22 protein-coding genes are annotated in these 19,725 nt (G+C 70.7%); 14 read left to right on the top strand and 8 right to left on the bottom strand.

The annotated features are described in order from the left end of the window. Positions 1–118 precede the first annotated feature (118 nt). The 3 genes from metE to EVS81_RS02650 are packed head-to-tail and all read left to right on the top strand — an operon-like array spanning position 119 to position 4,673. The gene (gene metE, locus EVS81_RS02660) at positions 119–2,470 is read left to right on the top strand and encodes a 5-methyltetrahydropteroyltriglutamate--homocysteine S-methyltransferase (protein WP_130109012.1); all 2,352 of its coding nucleotides are present in this window, start codon (positions 119–121) and stop codon (positions 2,468–2,470) included. A 29-nt stretch (positions 2,471–2,499) separates the two neighbouring features. Continuing rightward, the gene (locus EVS81_RS02655) at positions 2,500–3,771 is read left to right on the top strand and encodes a uroporphyrinogen decarboxylase/cobalamine-independent methonine synthase family protein (protein ID WP_240739933.1); all 1,272 of its coding nucleotides are present in this window, start codon (positions 2,500–2,502) and stop codon (positions 3,769–3,771) included. After that, a complete protein-coding gene (locus EVS81_RS02650; RefSeq protein WP_130109011.1) occupies positions 3,768–4,673 on the top strand; it encodes a methylenetetrahydrofolate reductase in 906 nt (301 codons plus the stop codon). The genes EVS81_RS02655 and EVS81_RS02650 overlap by 4 nt, the downstream gene beginning before the upstream one ends. Before the next feature lie 317 nt (positions 4,674–4,990). Here EVS81_RS02650 and lipA read toward each other — a convergent pair whose 3' ends face one another. From lipA to lexA, 3 genes are all read right to left on the bottom strand, one after another. Further along, positions 4,991–6,010, bottom strand: a complete 1,020-nt coding sequence (gene lipA, locus EVS81_RS02645) for a lipoyl synthase (protein WP_205879376.1) — start codon at positions 6,008–6,010, stop codon at positions 4,991–4,993. Beyond that, positions 6,007–6,789 (bottom strand): lipoyl(octanoyl) transferase LipB, encoded by a 783-nt coding sequence (lipB, locus tag EVS81_RS02640; protein WP_130109010.1) that lies wholly within the window; start codon positions 6,787–6,789, stop codon positions 6,007–6,009. The genes lipA and lipB overlap by 4 nt, the downstream gene beginning before the upstream one ends. Positions 6,790–6,893: 104 nt before the next feature. Continuing rightward, positions 6,894–7,559 carry a transcriptional repressor LexA gene (gene lexA / locus EVS81_RS02635; protein WP_130109009.1) on the bottom strand — a complete coding sequence of 222 codons (666 nt, stop codon included), beginning with the start codon at positions 7,557–7,559 and terminating at the stop codon, positions 6,894–6,896. A 254-nt stretch (positions 7,560–7,813) separates the two neighbouring features. On the opposite strand from lexA, the gene EVS81_RS02630 reads away from it, so the two are divergent. Further along, entirely contained in the window at positions 7,814–8,239 is a 426-nt protein-coding gene (locus tag EVS81_RS02630) for a LysM peptidoglycan-binding domain-containing protein (protein WP_130109008.1), read from the top strand. Between the two features lie 60 nt (positions 8,240–8,299). Here EVS81_RS02630 and EVS81_RS02625 read toward each other — a convergent pair whose 3' ends face one another. Continuing rightward, positions 8,300–8,638 carry a DUF7882 family protein gene (locus EVS81_RS02625; protein ID WP_476703348.1) on the bottom strand — a complete coding sequence of 113 codons (339 nt, stop codon included), beginning with the start codon at positions 8,636–8,638 and terminating at the stop codon, positions 8,300–8,302. 352 nt (positions 8,639–8,990) lie between these two features. On the opposite strand from EVS81_RS02625, the gene EVS81_RS02620 reads away from it, so the two are divergent. Further along, positions 8,991–9,575, top strand: a complete 585-nt coding sequence (locus tag EVS81_RS02620) for a flavodoxin family protein (RefSeq protein ID WP_130111248.1) — start codon at positions 8,991–8,993, stop codon at positions 9,573–9,575. Positions 9,576–9,584: 9 nt separating this feature from the next. On the opposite strand, the gene EVS81_RS02615 is transcribed toward EVS81_RS02620, so the two are convergent. After that, positions 9,585–10,229, bottom strand: a complete 645-nt coding sequence (locus EVS81_RS02615) for a response regulator transcription factor (protein ID WP_130109006.1) — start codon at positions 10,227–10,229, stop codon at positions 9,585–9,587. A 28-nt stretch (positions 10,230–10,257) separates the two neighbouring features. Between EVS81_RS02615 and EVS81_RS02610 the strand changes: the two genes are divergently transcribed. The 7 genes from EVS81_RS02610 (at position 10,258) to EVS81_RS02580 (ending at position 16,269) form a co-directional block, all read left to right on the top strand. Next, positions 10,258–11,337 (top strand): histidinol-phosphate transaminase, encoded by a 1,080-nt coding sequence (locus EVS81_RS02610; RefSeq protein ID WP_130109005.1) that lies wholly within the window; start codon positions 10,258–10,260, stop codon positions 11,335–11,337. 39 nt (positions 11,338–11,376) lie between these two features. Further along, positions 11,377–11,985, top strand: coding sequence for an imidazoleglycerol-phosphate dehydratase HisB (gene hisB, locus EVS81_RS02605; protein ID WP_130109004.1), 609 nt, complete (start codon positions 11,377–11,379; stop codon positions 11,983–11,985). Then, positions 11,982–12,701 carry an imidazole glycerol phosphate synthase subunit HisH gene (gene hisH / locus EVS81_RS02600; protein WP_240739932.1) on the top strand — a complete coding sequence of 240 codons (720 nt, stop codon included), beginning with the start codon at positions 11,982–11,984 and terminating at the stop codon, positions 12,699–12,701. The genes hisB and hisH overlap by 4 nt, the downstream gene beginning before the upstream one ends. A gap of 85 nt (positions 12,702–12,786) precedes the next feature. Next, positions 12,787–13,533 carry a bifunctional 1-(5-phosphoribosyl)-5-((5-phosphoribosylamino)methylideneamino)imidazole-4-carboxamide isomerase/phosphoribosylanthranilate isomerase PriA gene (gene priA, locus EVS81_RS02595; protein ID WP_130109003.1) on the top strand — a complete coding sequence of 249 codons (747 nt, stop codon included), beginning with the start codon at positions 12,787–12,789 and terminating at the stop codon, positions 13,531–13,533. Positions 13,534–13,548: 15 nt separating this feature from the next. Further along, entirely contained in the window at positions 13,549–14,430 is an 882-nt protein-coding gene (locus EVS81_RS02590) for an SseB family protein (protein WP_130109002.1), read from the top strand. A 64-nt stretch (positions 14,431–14,494) separates the two neighbouring features. Next, positions 14,495–16,099 (top strand): sodium-dependent transporter, encoded by a 1,605-nt coding sequence (locus EVS81_RS02585; protein ID WP_130109001.1) that lies wholly within the window; start codon positions 14,495–14,497, stop codon positions 16,097–16,099. Beyond that, complete coding sequence (locus EVS81_RS02580) at positions 16,096–16,269, top strand: MetS family NSS transporter small subunit (protein ID WP_130109000.1); 174 nt, start codon at positions 16,096–16,098, stop codon at positions 16,267–16,269. Before EVS81_RS02585 ends, EVS81_RS02580 begins: the two co-directional genes overlap by 4 nt. A 70-nt stretch (positions 16,270–16,339) precedes the next feature. Here EVS81_RS02580 and EVS81_RS02575 read toward each other — a convergent pair whose 3' ends face one another. Together EVS81_RS02575 and EVS81_RS02570 are read right to left on the bottom strand one after the other, a co-directional pair. Next, complete coding sequence (locus EVS81_RS02575) at positions 16,340–16,672, bottom strand: branched-chain amino acid transporter permease (RefSeq protein ID WP_130108999.1); 333 nt, start codon at positions 16,670–16,672, stop codon at positions 16,340–16,342. Continuing rightward, positions 16,665–17,468: an AzlC family ABC transporter permease gene (locus EVS81_RS02570; RefSeq protein ID WP_130108998.1), complete on the bottom strand. Its 804-nt coding sequence runs from the start codon at positions 17,466–17,468 to the stop codon at positions 16,665–16,667. The genes EVS81_RS02575 and EVS81_RS02570 overlap by 8 nt, the downstream gene beginning before the upstream one ends. A 79-nt stretch (positions 17,469–17,547) precedes the next feature. On the opposite strand from EVS81_RS02570, the gene EVS81_RS02565 reads away from it, so the two are divergent. Both EVS81_RS02565 and EVS81_RS02560 read left to right on the top strand, forming a co-directional pair. Then, positions 17,548–17,982, top strand: coding sequence for an Lrp/AsnC family transcriptional regulator (locus EVS81_RS02565; protein ID WP_130108997.1), 435 nt, complete (start codon positions 17,548–17,550; stop codon positions 17,980–17,982). A gap of 24 nt (positions 17,983–18,006) precedes the next feature. After that, positions 18,007–19,062 carry an aldo/keto reductase gene (locus EVS81_RS02560; RefSeq protein WP_130108996.1) on the top strand — a complete coding sequence of 352 codons (1,056 nt, stop codon included), beginning with the start codon at positions 18,007–18,009 and terminating at the stop codon, positions 19,060–19,062. An 85-nt stretch (positions 19,063–19,147) separates the two neighbouring features. On the opposite strand, the gene EVS81_RS02555 is transcribed toward EVS81_RS02560, so the two are convergent. Then, the gene (locus EVS81_RS02555; protein ID WP_130108995.1) at positions 19,148–19,525 is read right to left on the bottom strand and encodes a DUF1844 domain-containing protein; all 378 of its coding nucleotides are present in this window, start codon (positions 19,523–19,525) and stop codon (positions 19,148–19,150) included. Positions 19,526–19,725 lie beyond the last annotated feature (200 nt).

Below are 19,725 nucleotides of genomic sequence, written 5' to 3'. Positions count from 1 at the left end.
GTCACACTTCGTCATTCACACGGCGCAACATGAGCCCCCGACCTCGGCGGCGCGGGCTACCGTGAGGACATCCCGAGGCCCCTCGGGACCCGCACCCCACACGAGCCGAAGGATCCGCATGCCCGAAACGACGACTCTGCCCAACGCCTCGATCCTCGGATACCCCCGGCTCGGCCGCCGCCGCGAGCTCAAGCGCGCCGTCGAGTCGTACTGGAAGGGGGCCACGGGCGAGGCCGAGCTGCGCGAGACCGCCCGCGAGCTGCGCGCCGCCACCCGCTCCCGTCTCGTCGAGCTCGGGCTGCCGGTCGCGGGCGGCGCCGTGCCCGAGACCTTCAGCTTCTACGATCAGGTGCTTGACGCCACACTCGCGCTCGGAGCGATCCCGCGGCGGTTCGCCGATGTGGCGGCGAGCGCCGCGAGCGACCTGACGACCTACTTCGCGCTCGCCCGCGGCGACGATTCCCACCAGCCGCTCGAGATGACCAAGTGGTTCGACACGAACTACCACTACAGCGTGCCGGAGATCGACGAGGGCACGCCGTTCGCGGTCAACGCGGATGCGCTCGTCGGGCAGCTCGCGGAGGCGCGGGAGCAGGGGATCGAGTCCCGTCCGGTGCTCGTCGGCCCGGTCACCTACCTGCTGCTGGCCAAGGCCTCCGACGAGGCGGGCGCGGGGTTCCGGCCCATCGATCGACTCGACGAGGCCGTGGCGGTCTATGCGCAGCTGCTCGCAGCGCTCGCCGAGGCCGGCGCGACGTGGGTGCAGCTCGACGAGCCCGCGCTCGTCTCCGACTCGCTCGCCGTGCCGCGCGAGCAGACGCTCGAGCTCGTCGAGCGCGCCTACACGGCGCTGGGTTCGGCCGCGCGACGCCCGCGGATCCTGCTCAGCGCACCCTACGGGGACGCCGCGCCGGCGCTCGTGCGCCTCGGAGCGCTGCCCGTGGAGGCCGTGCAGGCCGACCTGGTGCGCGGCGCGCTGCCGCAGGGCGCGCTCGCGTCCGGCGAGCTGGCGCGGGCCTTCGAGGGCACGCAGCTCGTCGCGGGGGTCGTCGACGGCCGCAACGTCTGGCGCACCGACCTGCGTGCGGCCTTCGCGCTGCTGACCCGGCTGCAGCAGGCGGGGATCGACACCGTGGTCGGCACGTCGAACTCCCTGCAGCACGTGCCTCACGACGTCGCCGATGAATCGCAGCTCGATCCGCGGCTCGTGTCGTGGCTGGCCTTCGCCGACCAGAAGGTCGAGCAGGTCGCGATCCTCGCCCGCGGACTCTCGGACGGCGCGGCGGCGATCGAGTCCGAACTGGCCGCGGTCGACCGTGCGCTGGCGGATCGCGCTGCCGCGCCCGGCGTGCGCGACGCCCGCGTCCGCGCCCGCGTGGCATCGGTGTCCGACGCCGATCGGCGCCGGGCGCCCGAGCGCGAGCGCCGCGAGGCGCAGCGGCCTCTCGGGATCCCGCAGCTCGCCACCACGACCATCGGGTCGTTCCCCCAGACCGCTGAGATCCGCAAGGCGCGTTCCGCCTTCAGCCGGGGCGAGATCGATCAGTCGGGCTACGACGGCTTCCTGCGCGAGGAGATCGAGCGCGTCATCCGTCTGCAGGAGGAGATCGGGCTCGACGTGCTGGTGCACGGGGAGGCCGAGCGCAACGACATGGTGCAGTACTTCGCCGAGCATCTCGATGGCTTCGCCGTGACCGAGCACGGCTGGGTGCAGTCCTACGGCACCCGTGCGACCCGTCCGTCGCTGCTCTGGGGAGACGTCTCGCGCCCCGCGCCGATCACGGTCGCCTGGTCCGCCTACGCGCAGTCGCTCACCGCCCGCCCGGTCAAGGGCATGCTCACGGGCCCCGTCACCATCCTCGCCTGGTCGTTCGTGCGCGACGACCAGCCGCTCGGCGACACCGCCGCGCAGGTTGCGCTCGCGCTGCGCGACGAGATCGACGATCTCGTCGGAGCGGGCATCGGGATCGTGCAGGTCGACGAACCCGCGCTGCGCGAGCTGCTGCCCCTCGACGCCGATCGCCAGGCGGCCTACCTCGAGTGGTCGGTCGGCGCGTTCCGACTGGCCACCGGGGGAGCCGCGCCGGAGGTGCAGATCCACACGCACCTCTGCTACTCGGAGTTCGGCGAGATCATCGAGGCGGTCGACGGACTCGACGCCGACGTCACCAGCATCGAGGCGGCCCGCAGCCGCATGGATGTCGTCGAGCCGCTGGGGGCGCACGGGTACTCTCGCGGCATCGGCCCCGGGGTTTACGACATCCATTCTCCCCGCGTGCCGAGCGTCGACGAGCAGGCCGAGCTCATCAGGATCGCCGCCGCACGCATCCCGGGCGAGCAGTTGTGGGTCAATCCCGACTGCGGGCTCAAGACCCGCGGCTACGAGGAGACCGTGGCGAGTCTCACCAACCTGGTGCTGGCGGCTCAGGTCGTCCGGGCGGACGAGCCGAGCGGCGCGGGAGTGGCGTGACGGCCCCGGGACCCGGCGAGGAGCCGACCGTGGCCCCGGGCGCGATCCCCGAGGCCGTAGGTGGGCGCTGGCCGCAGGGGGAGCTCCCCACCGAGGCCGTCGGCTCGCTGCCCCGCCCGGCCCGACTGCAGCGAGCGGTGCTCGACGCGGAGACGGGGCTCGCGACCCTCGCCGAGCTGCGGGACGAGCAGGATCGCGCGGTGCGCGACACGCTGCAGCGGTTGGCGGCGACCGGCTCGCCGATCATCAGCGACGGCGAGCAGCGGCGGCAGAGCTTTGCGAGCTACCCGCTCGGCAGCGGCGGTGACGCCGCGGTCATCGAGGAGGGGCCGGTGTTCGCCGTATTCGCCGACGGCCACCACCGGGTGATCCCGAGCCTCGCGCGGGCCCCATTCCGCTTTCGCGCCTGGGCGGCCGACGACGTCGCCGCCGCGCGCGAACTCACGGGGGTGCCCCTCAAGCAGGCCGTGATCTCGCCCTCGATGCTCTCGCTGATGGTGCCTGCCGCGGGACTCGGTGCGTACACGCGCGAAGAGTTCCTCGACGACGTGGTGTCCGGCTGCGCCGAGGACATCAGGCGCTGCTTCGCCGCGGGAGCCTCTCGAGTCACGATCGACTTCACCGAGGGCAGGCTCGCGCTGCGCCGCGACGTGCGGGCCCCCTGGGCGGGACCGGAGGCGCTCGGCGGATTCATCGAGCTCATCAACCGGGTGCTCGAGCGGCTCGGCCCCGCTGAGCGCGCTGCGGTTGGTGTGCACACCTGCCCCGGCAACGACAACGACTCTGCGCACAGCGCCGACGTCGACTACGCCGAGTTGATCCCCGAGCTCTTCCAGATCGAGGCGGGCTACTTCCTCGTGCAGGCGGCGAGCGAGAGGGATCCGGATCGTGTGGCCCGGCTGATCGGGCGTCAGCTGCGACAGCGCTCGCGCGGGGCGGACTCGGCTCCGCGGGTGCTGCTCGGGGTCACCAGGCCGACCAGCCCGAAGCTCGAGACCGCGGAGCAGATCCGGGACCAGCTCGTGCGTGCGGCGCGGTTCATTCCGGCGGAGCTGCTCGGCTCGACCGATGATTGCGGGTTCTCGCCCTACCTCATCGACGAGAAGCCCCGCCACGGCTCTCCGGACTTCGCGCGCGACGTCGCCTTCGCCAAGATCGCGGCGCGCGTGCGCGGCACGGCTCTGGCGAACGATGAGCTGGGCGGAGGAGCATCGGCCGAGCCGCTCTTCGACGCCGCTCCCGGCGACACCGGACGTCCGGCGCCGCGGGAACCCGTCGCACAGGGCGGCGAAATCTCGTGAACGCGGTGCTGCTCACCGGAAGCGCCCCGACGCGGGCGCGATTCTCCTTCGAGGTGTTCCCCGCGCGCAGCGGCGCGGCCGCGCTCGCACTCGGGCACGCGGTGCAGCACCTCTCGGCGGCCGATCCCGATTTCATCTCGGTCACGTACGGCGCCAACGGATCGAACCGCGATGCATCGCTGGATCTGCTGACGTACCTGCGCGATCACACCGACGCCCTGCCGCTGGCGCACCTCACCACCGTCGGCGAGAGCCGTGAGGTGGTGCGGGAGACGATCCACGGCATCATGAACGCGGGAGTGCACGACTTCCTCGCGCTGCGCGGCGATCCGCCTCGAGGGCTGGGTGAGGAGGACCCGCGTGTCGCCGGGTCGCTGAGCGCGCTCGAGCTCGTGGAACTCGTCACTGAAGCGCGCGCCGAGCGGCCGCCGCTCACGAGCGTCGGGCGAACGGCCGTCGCGGCGTATCCGAACGGGCATCCGCTGTCGCGCTCGCGGGCCGACGACATCGAGTGGCTCATCGCGAAGCAGGAGGCCGGAGCGCAGTTCGCGATCACGCAGCTGTTCTTCCGGGCCGAAGAGTACCTGTCGTTCGTGAGCGACGCGCAGTCGGCAGGGCTGCGGATCCCGATCCTGCCCGGGCTCATGCCGGTGTCGACGAGCGGGCAGCTGCGCAAGGTGGCCTCGCTCGCCGGCCGCCCGGCCCCCGCGGGGCTCGAGCGCGAGATCGAGGAGCTCGGCGGGTACGCGCCCGAGCTCGGTGTCGAGCACACGGTCGAGCTGGCGCGCGAGCTGCTCGCCGGCGGTGCACCGTCGATCCATCTCTACACCTTCAACCGGCACGAGCAGGTGCTCGCCGTGCTGCGCGAGCTGCACCTGCTGACCCCCGACCCGGTGCGGTGACGCGGCCGCGCGACCGCGCTGCCTGCCCGCCGCCGACCTGCCCGCCGCCGACCTGCCCGCCGCCGACCTGCCCGCCGCCGACCTGCCGCACCTCCCCTTCGTTCGACCGCAAGCCCTGTACGCGCGCCAGTTGTTGCGCCCAAAACTCAGGGGAAGCGACATCTAGTGGCGCGCGTAGGTGGAGCGTGCGGGCGTGCGGGCGTGCGGGCGTGCGGGCGTGCGGGCGTGCGGGCGTGCGGGCGCGCGGGCGTGCGGGCGGGCGAGCGGGCGGGCGGGTGGGCGGGGAACTTCGCGCGCGTAGGTGGAGCGTGCGGGGCTCACACCGCCTGCGGGAACGACTCGGCGGCCCGGTCGGCCAGGTGCTGCAGTGCCTCCGGGATGGCGCGGCCCGTGCGCGCCATGGTCTGCGCCCAGAGCCGGCCGGCGCGGTACGACGAGCGCACGAGCGGCCCGGCCAGCACCCCCGCGAACCCCATCGCATCGGCCTCGGCCTTCAGCTCGACGAACTCCTCGGGGCGCACCCAGCGATCGATGGGGTGATGAAGCTTCGAGGGGCGCAGGTACTGCGTCAGAGTCAGGATGTCGCAGCCCGCGTGCCGCAGCTCGCGCATCGTGCTCGTGATCTCCTCGCGCGTCTCGCCCATGCCGAGGATCAGGTTCGACTTGGTGATCATGCCGGCTTCGCGAGCCTGCGCCAGCACGCCGAGCGAGCGCTCGAAGCGGAATCCGGGGCGGATCCGCTTGAAGATGCGGGGGACCGTCTCGAGGTTGTGGGCGAACACCTCGGGCGCGGCCTCGAAGACCTGGGCGAGATCCTCGGGGCGGCCGCCGAGATCGTCGGCGAGCACCTCGACGCCCGATCCCGGGTTGAGCTCATGGATCTGTCGGATCGTCTCGGCGTAGAGCCACGCGCCGGTGTCCGGGAGATCGTCCCGGGTGACCCCGGTGATCGTCGCGTAGCGCAGCCCCATGGTGCGCACCGACTCGGCGACGCGGCGCGGCTCATCCGTATCGAGGGGCAGTGGCTTCCCCGAGGTGATCATGCAGAAGTCGCAGCGCCTCGTGCATATCGAGCCGCCGATGAGGAAGGTGGCCTCGCGATCCTCCCAGCACTCGAAGATGTTGGGGCAGCCGGCCTCCTGGCAGACGGTGTGCAGGCCCTCCTGCTGCACCAGCGCGTGGACGTCCTGATATTCGGGGCCCAAGCGGGCGCGGGTCTTGATCCACTCCGGCTTCTTCTCGATCGGGGTCTCGGCGTTGCGGGCCTCGATCCGCAGCAGCTTCCGCCCTTCGGGCTCGGGGCGGGTGCCGGTCGAGGGCAGGATCCGCGCGCTCACTCGGCCGCCTCGTCGAGCGCGGTGGAGAGCAGTGCCGAGAGCGACGGGGCGATGTCGGCCGGGGTGATCGGGCGGCCCGCCAGCTCGCCGAGAGTGGTCACGCCTGCGTCGGTGATGCCGCAGGGCACGAAGCTCTCGAACGGGGCGAGGTCGTTGCTGCAGTTGACGGCGAGACCATGCGTCACGATACCGCTGCTCGTGTGGATCCCGATCTGCGCGAATTTCGCAGGGGAGGGCCCGCCCGCCTCGGCCCAGACCCCGGCGCGGCCGGGGATGCGGAAGCCGGCGACGCCGAACTCCGCCGCGGTCCCGATGATCACCCGCTCGAGCAGCCGCACGAAGTCGACGACCCTGAGGCGCTCTCGCAGGCGGATCACCGGGTAGACCACGAGCTGGCCCGGCCCGTGCCAGGTGACCTTGCCGCCGCGGTCGACCGGCACGACCGGCGTGCCGTCGCGCGGGTACTCCTCCGCGAGCGCGCGCTTGCCGGCTGTGTAGACCGGCGCATGCTCGAGCAACAGCACGGTACCGCGATCGACGCCGTCACGGATGCGCTGCACTGCCTCGCGCTGCAGTTCCAGCCCCCGTGGATACGGGACGAGATCGGGTGCCAGCCCAGCGGTGACGAACGGCACGGTGCGGGCACGGGAAGGGGTGGTGGTGGCGTCGGCGGCGGCGGCGTCGACGGCATGGATGGCTTCTGCGGCTTCTTGAGCCTGTGCGGCGCGGACCGCCTGTGCGGCGGCGACCGCGAGGACATCGGTGAGCGTGGGCGACATGCTTTCCAGGCTATTTATACCGAGTTCAACAAATCAAGTCGGAAATGCAGAAGGGCCGCGGATCCGAGTGGATCCGCGGCCCTCGAATCGGTCCGTGCGCGAGCTCAGACGGAGCGGAACACCGCGACGACGCGTCCCAGCACCTCGGCGTGGTCGCCGAGGATCGGCTCGAAGGCGCTGTTGCGGGGGAGCAGCCAGGTGTGCCCGTCTCGGCGGCGGAACACCTTGACCGTGGCCTCTCCGTCGAGCATCGCGGCGACGATGTCGCCGTTCTCGGCCTCGCGCTGCTGGCGCACCACGACGAAGTCGCCGTCGCAGATGGCGGCGTCGACCATCGAGTCCCCGACCACGCGCAGCATGAAGAGCTGCCCATCGCCGACGAGCTGGCGGGGAAGCGGAACGAGCTCTTCGACTTGCTGCTCGGCGGTGATCGGCACGCCTGCGGCGATCTGGCCGACGAGCGGCACGTACGCGGCCTCCTCGGGCTGCTGCGTCGGGGACTCGGCGACGGCGCTGCTCGTTTCGGCGAGCTCGACCAGGATCTCGAGCGCGCGGGGCCGATTGGGGTCGCGGCGGATGTAGCCGCCGAGCTCCAGTCGGCTGAGTTGATGGGTGACGCTCGACAGTGAGGAGAGGCCGACGGCGTCGCCGATCTCGCGCATGCTCGGGGGGTACCCGCGGCTTTCGACGGAGCGCGCGATGTACTCCAGGATCGCCTGCTGCTTCTCGCTCAGGGGCTTCGTGGAGTGGGGCGCGGCAGCGTTGCTCATCGCTGTCCTTTCTCGGCCGGGCGGCGCTTCTGGTGACGCGATCCGTGAATGTCAGTGGTTCCTGGTTCGGTGATCCCGTTGCTCGAAACCCTAGTCGTTGATTTCGGAGGCGGGCAAACATGTGTTCGAGTGTCGCGGAAAAGATCGAAACGTATGTTCGATGAATCGCTTGCGGTTTCGGATGCTCGAAGATATATTCGAAACAGATGTTCGCACGGTGCGGCCGGCGAGGGTCGATCAGAGAGGACACCATCATGAATGCGCAGACGATTCCGGCCCAGGGCGCGCTCGAGATCGCGTCGATTGCAAGTTCCGAGGCCGACGGCGGCACAGTCAAGCTCCGGCTCACCCGTCGCGGGCGCGTGGTGTTCGGTGGCCTGGCCACGGTGCTCGTGGCGGGTGTGCTCGCATTCCTCGCTGCGCTCGGCGCCCCGCAGGCGAGCGCATCGGATTCCGAGAGTGCGCAGCTCTTCCCCTATGCGGTCGTGCAGCCGGGGTCCTCGCTCTGGTCGATCGCCACGGATCTCGACCCCTCCGCCGATCCCCGCGATCTGGTCGCAGAGATCGTGCAGCTCAATCAGCTCGATGGATCGGGCGTTGACGCGGGACAGGCGCTCGCGGTGCCGATGCGCTACGCCGAGAGCCCGACGGTGGTGTCCGCTGACGAGTTGGGCCTGTGACCGGCCGGGGCCGCGAGCGCCGACCGGGTGACACGCTCGGGCCGCGAGTGTCCCAGGCCTTCACTCGCCGGCAGCTCGGCGGCTCTGCACCGCGCGTTCGGGGATGACCAAGAGCCCGCGGGTGCCGTAGGACCCGCTCATGAGGGCTGAGATCCACTCGCGCGACAGGGGCCCGGGGGCGGAGCTCGAGAATTCGAAACCGATCGGTGACGACGGCGAGACCCACAGCGTCACCGGTCCAGCTGCACGTGGAGCATTGGTGCTGGTGTCCCGCGGGTGCCAGGTCAGGAAGAACGACTCCCGTCTGCGCAGCTTCGCCGTGATCACATAGCGCAGGTGTTCCAAGGTTCGGTCATCGAATTCGTAGCGGTGCGATCTTCCATACAGGAGCAGTCCCAAGGTGAGCCTTCGTGTCGATACCCGGACGCTCGCCCGAGCGGGCGTGAGCGCACAGGGACGGCCCTGCTGGCTTGACCGTAGCAGCGAGGAGGCTCACCCCTCGGGGTGTACTTTCCCGGCTCTCGCCCCCGTATACTTCCTGCTCATCCGTGCAGGACGGCGCGATTCGCGTCGTGTGCCAGAGGTCGTCGGACTCGCGGCTGCGCTTCGATCCCTAGCGCGGTGCGGGCGCGAGCGAAACCCCCTGCTCGCGCTGTGCGACGCTGCCTAGCCTGGGCGCATGGACACCTCGACGAATACCGACGCGCACTCCGATTCCGATGACTCGGTCGCCCCCGAGTTGACGGCGCTCATGATCAACTGCACCCTCAAGCCGGCGCCCCGGCCCTCGAGCGGCGACCTCCTCGGCGGGCAAGTGCTTGCGGCGCTCGCCGGGCACGACGTGTCCTCGCGCAGTCTGCGCGCCGTGGACCATCGCATCCTCCCCGGCGTCGAGGCAGACATGGGTGAGGGGGACGCCTGGCCGGCGATCAGGCGCGCCGTGCTCGACGCGGACATCATCGTGCTCGTCACTCCGACTTGGCTCGGCCAGCACTCGAGCGTGGCGCAGCGGGTGCTCGAGCGGCTCGACGCGGAGCTGGGAGCGACGGACGACGCCGGCCGCCCGACCCTGTTCGACAAGATCGCTATCCCGGTCGTCGTGGGCAACGAGGACGGGGCGCACCACATCACCGCGATCCTCGCGCAAGCGCTCGGCGACGTCGGGTTCACCGTTCCCGCCCAGGCCTCTGTGTACTGGAACGGAGAGGCGATGCAGAAGACGGACTATCGCGATCTCGACTCGATCCCGGAACCCGTTGCGGCCGCCACCGCGACGGCCGCTGCGAACGCCGCGCACCTCGCTCGCCTGCTGCGCGCCGAACCGTACCCGGTCTAGCGGTCGCCGCTAGTCGCCCGCACCGGGGAGCATGCCGTGCTCGATGCCCCAGCGCACGGCCTGCGAGCGCCGTTCGACGCCCATCTTGCGGTAGGCGGATCGGATGTACGACTTGAGCGAGTTGAGAGTGATGAAGCTCTGCGCGGCGATCTCGGGATTGGTGAGGCCCTGCGTGATCAGCGCGATCACCTCCGCCTCCCGTGCGCTGAGGCCCTCGCGCTGGCCGGGCCACGCGCCCTTCGACACCGCGGTCTCCTCTGCGGGTGCGTCCCGCGCGGGGGAGGTGACGATCTCGCCCGCGCAGATCCGCTCGAGATCCCGAACGAGCTCGGCGGCGCTCAGCGACTTGTCGAGGTAGCCCCTGCACCCGCTGCGCAGGGCCTGCGCGACGAGCGTCTCGTGCATGTTCCAGGTGTACACGGCGACCCTGCCCGAACGGGAGTCGGCGACGACGTCGCCGACCTGCTCCCGGCCGGCGCCCGGGCGCCCGAAGGTGTCGAAGAGCGTGAGGTCGACCTGCTGGTCGGCGGTTTCGCGCACGTCGGCCTCGACGACCTCGACCCGCGAGCGGAACGGCGCCAGCAGCGTGCGCAGGCCCATCACCACGAGTTCGTAGTCGTTGAGCAGGCGGAGGCGCAGCGGCGGCGAGGTCATACGCCCAGTATCCCAATAGACTGATCCGGTGACCAGTTTGAGCGATCTGCCCCTCCGCGCCAACCTCGTCGGCAAGCAGCCCTACGGCGCACCGCAGGATCCCGTGCCGGTGAGCCTGAACGTCAACGAGAACACCCATCCCATCCCGGAAGCGGTCGTCGCCGACATTGCGGAATCGCTCGCCCGGGCCGTGCGTGGGGTCAACCGATACCTGGATCGCGAGTTCACGGAGCTGCGCTCCGCGCTTGCGGAGTACCTGGGTCACGGTCTCTCGGTCGATCAGCTCTGGGCCGCGAACGGCTCGAACGAGGTGCTGCAGCAGATCCTGCAGGCCTTCGGCGGGCCGGGCCGGTCGCTGCTGAGCTTCACCCCGACCTATTCCATGTACCCGCTGCTCGCATCCGGCACCGACACGGAGTGGATTCCCGTGCCCCGTCCCGAGGACTACGCGCTCACGCCGCAGCTCGTCGTCGAGGCGCTGCGCGAGCACCGGCCCGACATCGCGATCCTCTGCGGGCCGAACAATCCGACGGGCACGCCGCTCGATCGTGAGGTGATCGAAGCGGCCTACGGGGCGTTCGACGGGATCCTCATCGTCGACGAGGCCTATCAGGAGTTCGACGCCGAGCGCGAGAGCGCCGTGGCGCTGCTGCCGGGCCGTCATCGCTTGCTCGTCTCACGCACCATGAGCAAAGCATTCGCCTTCGCGGGGGTGCGCCTCGGCTATCTCGCGGCGGATCCCGCGGTCGTCGACGCGCTCCGCCTCGTGCGCCTGCCCTACCACCTCTCGGCGCTCACGCAGGCGGCGGCGACCGCCGCGATGCGGCACTCCGGTGAGATGCTGGCCACCGTCGCCGACATCCGCGATCAGCGCGATCGACTCGCGCAGGCGCTCTCGGACCTCGGCTACGACGTGCACCCTTCCGGGGCGAACTTCCTGCTGGTCGGCGGGTTCTCGGATCCCGACGGTGTCTTCGAATCGCTGCGGGCGCGCGGCATCCTCATCCGGAACCTCGGGATCCCCGGGCACCTCCGCATCACCGCGGGCACCGAGGAGGAGACCACCGCGGTGATCGCTGCGATCGCCGAGCTCACCCCCGCCGTCTGAGCGCGGTTCGGCACCCCGAAGAGCGATAGAATCGAGCGTATGACCGCCCTCGCACGCACCGCATCGCTCGAACGCTCCACGAGCGAGTCGCAGATCACCCTGAGCCTCGACCTCGACGGCACGGGTGAATCCGACATCGATACCGGGGTGCCGTTCTTCGACCACATGCTCACGGCACTCGCCCGGCACTCGCTCTCCGACCTCACGGTTCGGGCGACGGGCGATGTGCACATCGACGTGCACCACACCGTTGAGGACACGGGAATCCTGCTCGGCCAGGCGATTCTCGAGGCGCTCGGCGACAAGCGAGGCATCTCGCGATACGGCGACGCCCTCGTGCCGCTCGACGAGGCCCTCGCACAGGCCGTCGTCGATATCTCCGGCCGTCCGTACCTCGTGCACTCCGGCGAGCCCGCGGGCTTCGAGTACCACCTGATCGGCGGTCACTTCACGGGATCGATGGTGCGACACTTCTTCGAGGCGCTGGTGCTCAACGCGCGCCTCACCGTGCACGTGAGGCTCCTCGAGGGGCGGGATCCGCACCACATCGCCGAGGCGGAGTTCAAGGCGTTCGCCCGCGCGCTGCGCGAGGCCAAGGCGAACGACCCGCTCGTCAGCGGCATCCCGTCGACCAAGGGCGCCCTGTGACCCACGCGGGCGCGCTCGGTGTGTCGTCGCGCCCTCGCGTGGCGGTGCTCGACTACGGCTCGGGCAACGTGCACTCGGCGGTCAAAGCGCTCGCACTGGCCGGTGCCGAGGTCGAGCTGACGCGCGATCCGCGGGCGGTCGCAGAGGCCGATGGGCTGCTGGTACCCGGCGTGGGCGCCTTCGATGCCGTGATGCAGCAGTTACGCGCCGTGCGGGGCGACGAGCTGATCGACCGCCGGCTCGCGGGCGGGCGGCCCGTGCTCGGCATCTGCGTCGGCGAGCAGGTGATGTTCGAGCGCGGAGTCGAGCGAGGCGTCGAGACCGAAGGCCTCGGGCAGTGGCCGGGCACGGTACGCGAATTGCGGGCGCCGGTGCTGCCCCACATGGGCTGGAACACCGTTGAGGCCCCCGAATCGTCCGTGCTCTTCCGAGGGATCGCACGCGAGCGGTTCTACTTCGTGCACAGCTACGCGGCGACGGAGTGGACGCTCGAGGGCAGGGGGCGTCCCGGCGGCACCGCGGAGACGCATCGCTCGGATCCGGCCGGGGCCGTCGCGCCGGCCGGGGCGACCGCGCCGCTCGTCACCTGGGCGGAGCACGGCGAGCGGTTCGTCGCGGCCGTCGAGAACGGACCGCTCAGCGCCACGCAGTTCCATCCCGAGAAGTCCGGTGAAGCCGGCATCCGCTTGCTGCGCAACTGGATCTCCACGCTCTAGCATTCCCCGGGCGCGATCGCGACGATCCCGGCGCGCCACGCCCGCACCCCGTTCTCGAACACCGATACCGAAGGAGACCGTAGATATGAGCGAGCTCGCGCACGGCCCCAAGCTGCAGTTGCTGCCCGCCATCGACATGGTGGACGGAAAGGCCGTCCGCCTCACCCAGGGCGAGGCCGGCACGGAGACCAACTACGGCAGCCCGGTCGACGCGGCGCTCGACTGGATCGAGCAGGGTGCCGAGTGGATCCACCTGGTCGATCTCGACGCCGCGTTCGGCCGGGGGAGCAACGTGGCCGTGGCCCGCAAGATCATCAAGCGCGCCGGCGACGTGAACATCGAGTTTTCGGGTGGGATCCGCGACGACGCCAGCCTCGAGGCAGCGCTCGAGATGGGCGCCCGCCGGGTCAACCTCGGTACCGCCGCCCTCGAGAACCCCGAGTGGACCCGCGCGGTGATCGCGCGTTACGGCGAGCAGATCGCCGTTGGGCTCGACGTGCGCGGAGAGACCCTCGCCGCGCGCGGTTGGACCGAGGAGGGCGGCAACATCTGGGAGGTGCTGGAGCGTCTCGAAGACGCGAGCTGCCCCCGCTACGTGGTGACCGACGTCACCAAGGACGGCACGCTCCGCGGCCCCAACATCGAGCTGCTCACGGGCGTCTGCGCGCGCACCGACCGGCCGGTGATCGCCTCGGGCGGGGTGTCGAGCCTCGACGACCTCGCGGCACTGCGCGAGATCGTGCCGCTCGGCGTCGAGGGCGCCATCGTGGGCAAGGCGCTCTACGACGGCGCGTTCACCCTCCCGGCGGCGCTGGACGTCGCAGGCAGGTAGGGATCCTGCGTCTCCATGGCGATCAAACGTCTTCCCTCCACCGGTGATGCCCCGCGGGCCACGGGGGTCCCCGAGAGTCTCGTCGCGGGCGGAAGCGCCGATTCGGCGGGGTTTCCGTGGGACGGCCGCAGCTTCGACCACCACGGCACCGCGTTCGCCGACGACGACGGTGCGACGCCGCCCGCACTCGCCGCAGCGGTCGCCGCGGTGCGCGCGGCGGCAGCGCGGCCGATCCGGGCCGGCGATGCCGAAGAGCTGCAGCGTCTCGCCGGTGCGCACGCGGATGCGGTGCAGGCGCTCTCGGGATGCCGGGTGCTGATCCCGCTGCTCGCGGAGGCCGGCGAGACCGGTCTCACCCCGGAGGGACGAGTGGTCGAGAAGTCGCAGGAGCTCTCGATCGTGACGGTGGCGTCTCCCGACGGACGCCGGGTGATGCCGGTGTTCAGCTCGGTCGCGACGATGCGCGCCTGGAACCCCCAGGCCCGTCCCATCCCGGTGCCCGGCCCCCAGGCCGCGCTCGCCGCGGCTCAGGAGCAGACCGACCTCATCATCGTCGACCCGGGAACCGCCGAGCGCGAGATCGGTGTGCGCCGCACCCAGCTCGAGGCCATGGCCACGGGCGAGCGGGTGCTGCCCGCGTGGGCGGACCCGGCGGTGCTCGCCGCGTTCCGCGCATCGCTCGGGCGCGATCCGCGGATCTCCGGCGTGATGCTCGCGCCAGGGGATCCCGGGGCCCGCCTGCTCGCGCCGGAGATCGACGTGATCCTCGAGATCCGTCCGGGCCTCGATCGCGATGCGCTGCGCGAACTCGTCGCCGAGGTGCAGCGGCGCTGGGCCGCGGACGCGACCATCGCCGATCGGGTCGACTCGATGCGCCTGCGCCCCGTCGCCGCGTGAACCGTCGGGCGACCTGCTACGCTCGCCTACGCATCCCGGCCACAGCGATGAAGGAGACCTCTCCATGCCCCAGAGCACGACCGTCTCATCGGCGACCCAGCCGCGCGCAGAGTGGACCGGCCAGATCGGCTTCATCGTCTCGGCGATCGGATCGGCGGTGGGCCTCGGCAATATCTGGCGCTTTCCGGGAGTCGCCTACGAGAACGGCGGCGGAGCGTTCCTCATTCCGTACATCGTGGCGCTGCTCACCGCCGGGATCCCGATCCTCTTCCTCGACTACGCCATCGGTCACCGGTTCCGGGGATCCGCGCCGCTCGCGCTGCGGCGCCTCGCGGGACGGCTCGGAGAGGGGATCGGCTGGTTCCAGGTGATGATCTGCGTGTTCATCGCCGTCTACTACACCGCCGTGCTGGCCTGGGCTGCGAGCTACTTCGTGTTCTCCTTCGATCTGCGCTGGGGCGCCGATGCGCAGGGATTCTTCGTCGGAGAGTACCTGCGCGTGTCGGAGGCGTCGTTCACGCTGGACTTCGTGCCCGCAGTGCTCATCCCGCTCGTGCTGATGTGGGTGATCACCCTGGTGGTGCTCGGCGCCGGCGTCGTGAAGGGCGTGCAGCGGGTCAACATGATCGCCATGCCGCTGCTGGTCGTCGGCTTCCTCGTGCTCGTGATCCGCGCGCTCTTCCTGCCCGGTGCGGCGGACGGCCTCAACGCGCTGTTCACCCCGGACTTCGCGGCGCTCGCCGATCCCGGCGTCTGGGTGGCCGCCTACAGCCAGATCTTCTTCTCGCTCTCCGTCGCGTTCGGCATCATGATGACCTACGCCTCGTACCGCAAGCGGCGGTCGAACATGACCACCCCAGGCCTTGTCGTGGCCTTCGCGAACTCGTCCTTCGAGATCCTCGCGGGCATCGGCGTGTTCGCCACGCTCGGGTTCTTCGCGTACCAGCAGGGCGTCGCGGTCGGCGAACTCGAGGGGCTGACCGGGGTGGGCCTTGCGTTCATGACGTTCCCGGCGATCGTCGCCGAGATGCCGGGCGGGCCCGTCTTCGGGGCGCTGTTCTTCGGCTCGCTGACGCTCGCGGCGCTGACGTCGCTGATCTCGATTCTCGAGGTGGTCTTCGCCGGAGTGATCGACAAGTTCGGGATCCGTCGGAAGACGGCGGCGTACGGGCTGGGCGGCGTGCTCGCGCTGATCTCGCTGCTGCTCTTCGGCACGACCTCCGGCCTCATCGCCCTCGACACGATCGACAACTGGGCGAACAACATCGGCATCGTCGCCTCTGCCGTGGTCATGAGCGTCACGGTGCTCTGGATCCGTCGCGCCGGACGCGAGCTGAGCGGGCACCTGAGTGCCCTCTCGACGTTCCGGGTCGGACGGATCTGGCTGCTCCTCGTCTCGGTGCTCGGGCCGGTCGTGCTCGGCTACATGCTCGTCGCCACGGTCATCGACCTGAGCGGGTCTCCCTACGGCGGGTACGATCCCGGCTATCTGCTGATCGTGGGTTGGGGGTCGGTGCTGCTGATGATCGTCGGATCGGTCGTGCTCACCGCGCTGCCGTGGCGTTCGGACCCGCTCGCGTTCACCCCGTGGCCTGCGCTCGACCGTGCGGGTGCGGTGGTTGCGCCCCGTTCCCCGGAACCGAACGACAATGCAGGAGGCGTACGATGACCCCGGTGGCGATCCTGTTCCTGGCGCTCTCGACCGCGATCGTCTGGGGCGGACTCATCGCGAGCGCGCTGTTCCTCGGTCGACGCCCCGAGATCCCGGAGTACCCGCGCGGCGGCGACGAGCCCCTCGGAGCGGAGAACTCCGGTCGGCCGGAGGGGCGCGAGAGCTGAGCCAGCGCCGGCCGCGTGTGCTGCGCCCGCTGCGCGTGCGCGCGTCGTCCAGCCGCCGCGCGGTCGCACTTCAGAACAGGTTGAGCAGGAGCACGTAGCACGCCGTGCCTGCCGCGATGCTGAGCAGTGCGCGCCGCCGGCACGTCAGGTGCACGACGACGGTGACGGCCGAGGAGGCTGCGATGGCCCAGATGTCGCCGGGACGCGCGATGATCTCGTCGCGCAGCACGGAGACGACGAGAATCAGGAGCAGGCCCGCCGGCATCCACAGCCCGAGCTGCTGCACCAGCTTCGATTTCCGCAGCGGTTTGAGGGCCGCGAAGGGCAGCGCGCGCAGGGCGACCGTGATCGCGCCGCTGATCGCGATGGCGGCGAGCAGGTACCAGACCGGCGGCTCAGGCATCGCTCACCGTTCCTTCCGCCCCCGCAGCATCGCTTTCGGTGCTCCCGGTGCTCCCGGTGCTTCCGGTGCTCCCGCTGCTCCCGCTGCGGCGCGTCACCAGGTGCCGCACCACGAGCAGCGCGGTGAAGAGCGCGAGGCCCACGAGCAGCGCCGAGTCCGGCGTGAGCAGGATCGCGACCGTCATCGCGAGTCCGGCGAGCACGATCGAGGGAATCGCCCGTCGGCTGCGCGCCGCGTCGAGGGTCATGACGATGAACAGCGCGTAGAGTGCGAACTCGAAGCCCTCGATGGGCTCGGGCAGTGCCGAGGCGATCGCGGCGCCCACCAGCCCTCCGCCCACCCAGTAGGCCTGCATGGCGAGCTGGCCGGTCACGATCCTGGCTGAGGCCAGGCGCTCGGGCGGCAGCAGCGCATAGGTCGCGTAGGCCTCGTCGATGAGGGCGTACACGGAGTAGGCCCGGGGGAGTCCGTGCCGCACGCGCGACAGCGGGAACGAGAACGCGTAGAAGACGTGCCGGAAATTGAGCGCGAACACCGTCACCGCGATCGTGAGGAGCGGAGCGGCCGAGGCGAGCAGGCTGACGAGGAGCAGTTCGACGGAGCCCGCGAACACGCCGACCGAGAGCGCGGGGGCGAGCCACCAGGGCAGACCGGCCTGCACCACCAGCATGCCCAGTGCGATGCCCAGAGGGAAGATCCCGATGCCCACTCCGAGGGAGTCGACGAGGCCGGCGCGCACCTGCTCTTTGCGCGGGGACTCCGCGGTGGCGAGCGGGGAGGCGGAGTGCGGGCGCATGTGACCATCTTGCCGCATGGATCGCGCAATGTGGGTGCGTATGTGGCCCCACTGGGCGGTGTTGGTGCAATATGAATGCGTGGATGCATTGGATCGCGCAATTATCGACGAGCTCGAGCGGGAGGGGCGGCTGACGAACGTCGATCTCGCGGCGCGCGTGGGGCTGACCCCTGGCCCCTGCCTGCGGCGCGTGCAGCGGCTCGAGGCGAGCGGCGTGATCCGCGGGTATCGCGCCGTCGTCGATCCCGCCGCCACCGGTCGCGGCTTCGAGGTCATCCTGCACGTGGACCTCGCGACGCAGGAGGCGTCGGTGGTGGAGAACTTCGAGCGCGAGGTGGCGGCGCCGGACGAGGTCGTCGAGTTCAAGCGCCTCTTCGGCACACCCGACTACTTCCTGCGGGTCGCCGCCGCCGACCTCGCGGCCTACGAGGAGTTCCTCACGCAGCGGGTCATGTCGGTGCGCGGTGTGGGAAAGGTGAGCTCGCACTTCGCGATGAAGAACCTGAAGGGGTAGGCGAAGCGGCTACGATCGGGGAGCATGAGCCGAGATTCCGAGACCTCCCGGTACGATCGCACCGCCGTGCGCCGAGTGGGAAGGAGCGGTCTGCACCTGCCGCTCCTCTCCCTCGGGCTCTGGCAGAACTTCGGCGATGACCGCCCCTTCGAAGCGCAGCGCGAACTGGTGCTGGGCGCGTTCGAGCGCGGCATCTTCCACTTCGACCTCGCGAACAACTACGGTCCGCCCTACGGGGCCGCCGAGCGCAACTTCGGGCGCATCCTGCGGCGGGATCTCGCGGCGCATCGCGACGAGCTCGTCATCTCGACCAAGGCGGGCTGGGACATGTGGCCCGGGCCCCACGGTGCCGGCGCCAGCCGCAAGCACCTCGTGGCGAGCCTGGACCGCTCGCTGGAGCGGCTCGGCATCGAGCGGGTCGACGTCTTCTACACGCACCGGCCCGACCCCCGTACGCCGCTCGAGGAGACCGCAGCGGCGCTCGATCACATCGTGCGGTCGGGGCGCGCGGACTACGTCGGCATGTCGTCGTACTCGGCCGCGGCGAGTCGGGAGCTGGCAGGCCTGCTGCGACGACTCGGCACCCCCATCGCGATCCACCAGCCGTCGTACAGCATGCTGAACCGCTGGGTGGAAGAGGACGGTCTGCTCGACGCGGCAGAGGCGGAGGGTTTCGGGGTCATCGCGTTCACCGCCCTCGCCCAGGGGATGCTGACCGACAAGTATCTCGACGGAATTCCGGAGGGATCCCGCGCCGCGACGCCCGGCAGCTTCTCGTCGCACGCGCTCACCGGCGACCTGCGCGAGTGCCTGCGCGGGCTCGCGGCCATCGCTGCCGGACGCGGTCAGAGCCTCGCCCAGCTCGCGCTCGCCTGGGCGCTGCGCGACGCGCGCGTGACGAGCCTCGTGGTGGGCGCGAGTCGCGTCTCCCAGCTCGACGAGAACTGGCGGGCGCTCGAGCGGCTCGACTTCGAGGCGGGCGAGCTCGCCGCGATCGACGAGCTGCTGCGTCGGGCGGATGCCGACGTGGATCTCTGGCGCGAGGCCCGAATGGGCGGACCGGTGCCCCTGCTCGGCTGAGCGGCTGCGTGAGCCCGGCGGTGGATGGCGTCTGAGTGATCGGCGCCGTCCAGTCGCCGGTGCGGTCGGCGGCCTCCGGCCTCGGCTAGATCACCGAGCCGGTGTACTTCTCGCCCGGGCCCTTGCCCGGCTCGTCGGGGATCGCGGAGGCCTCGCGGAACGCGAGCTGCACGGAGCGCAGGCCGTCGCGCAGGGGACGTGCGTGCGAGTCGCTGATCTCGGGTGCGCCGGCGGTGATGAGGCCCGCGAGCGCATTGATGAGCTTGCGCGCCTCGTCGAGGTCGATCTCGTTCTCGGGGTCGTCGGAGAGCCCGCATTTGATGGCCGCTGCGCTGAGCAGATTGACCGCCGCGGCGGTGATGATCTCGACCGCGGGCACATCGGCGATGTCGCGCGCCGCCTGAACCGCGGCACCCGCCTCGGTCTCCGGGATCGACGCGTCGTGCTGCGGGTTCTCGCTCATGGTGTCCTGACTGTCGGGATCGTACGTGTGCTATGCTTGCCTGTGGTTCTCGGCGTTCTGCCGAGATGCGGAAGTGGAGATTCTCCCACCCGGCACCGCCTTCAAGGTTACCGGGTAGTTGGCACCCCGTCGTTCACGCGACAGCTCAAGGGTGCGGGCGGCGCGTGCGCAGCCCTGATCTCCGTCCGTCGCTCACCGAG

Origin of the sequence: Leucobacter triazinivorans, assembly GCF_004208635.1 — a bacterium.
In the GTDB taxonomy this organism is placed as follows: Bacteria; Actinomycetota; Actinomycetes; order Actinomycetales; family Microbacteriaceae; genus Leucobacter; species Leucobacter triazinivorans.
Note: the sequence above shows the minus strand (reverse complement) of the source record. Positions and strands in the feature narration are given on the sequence as shown.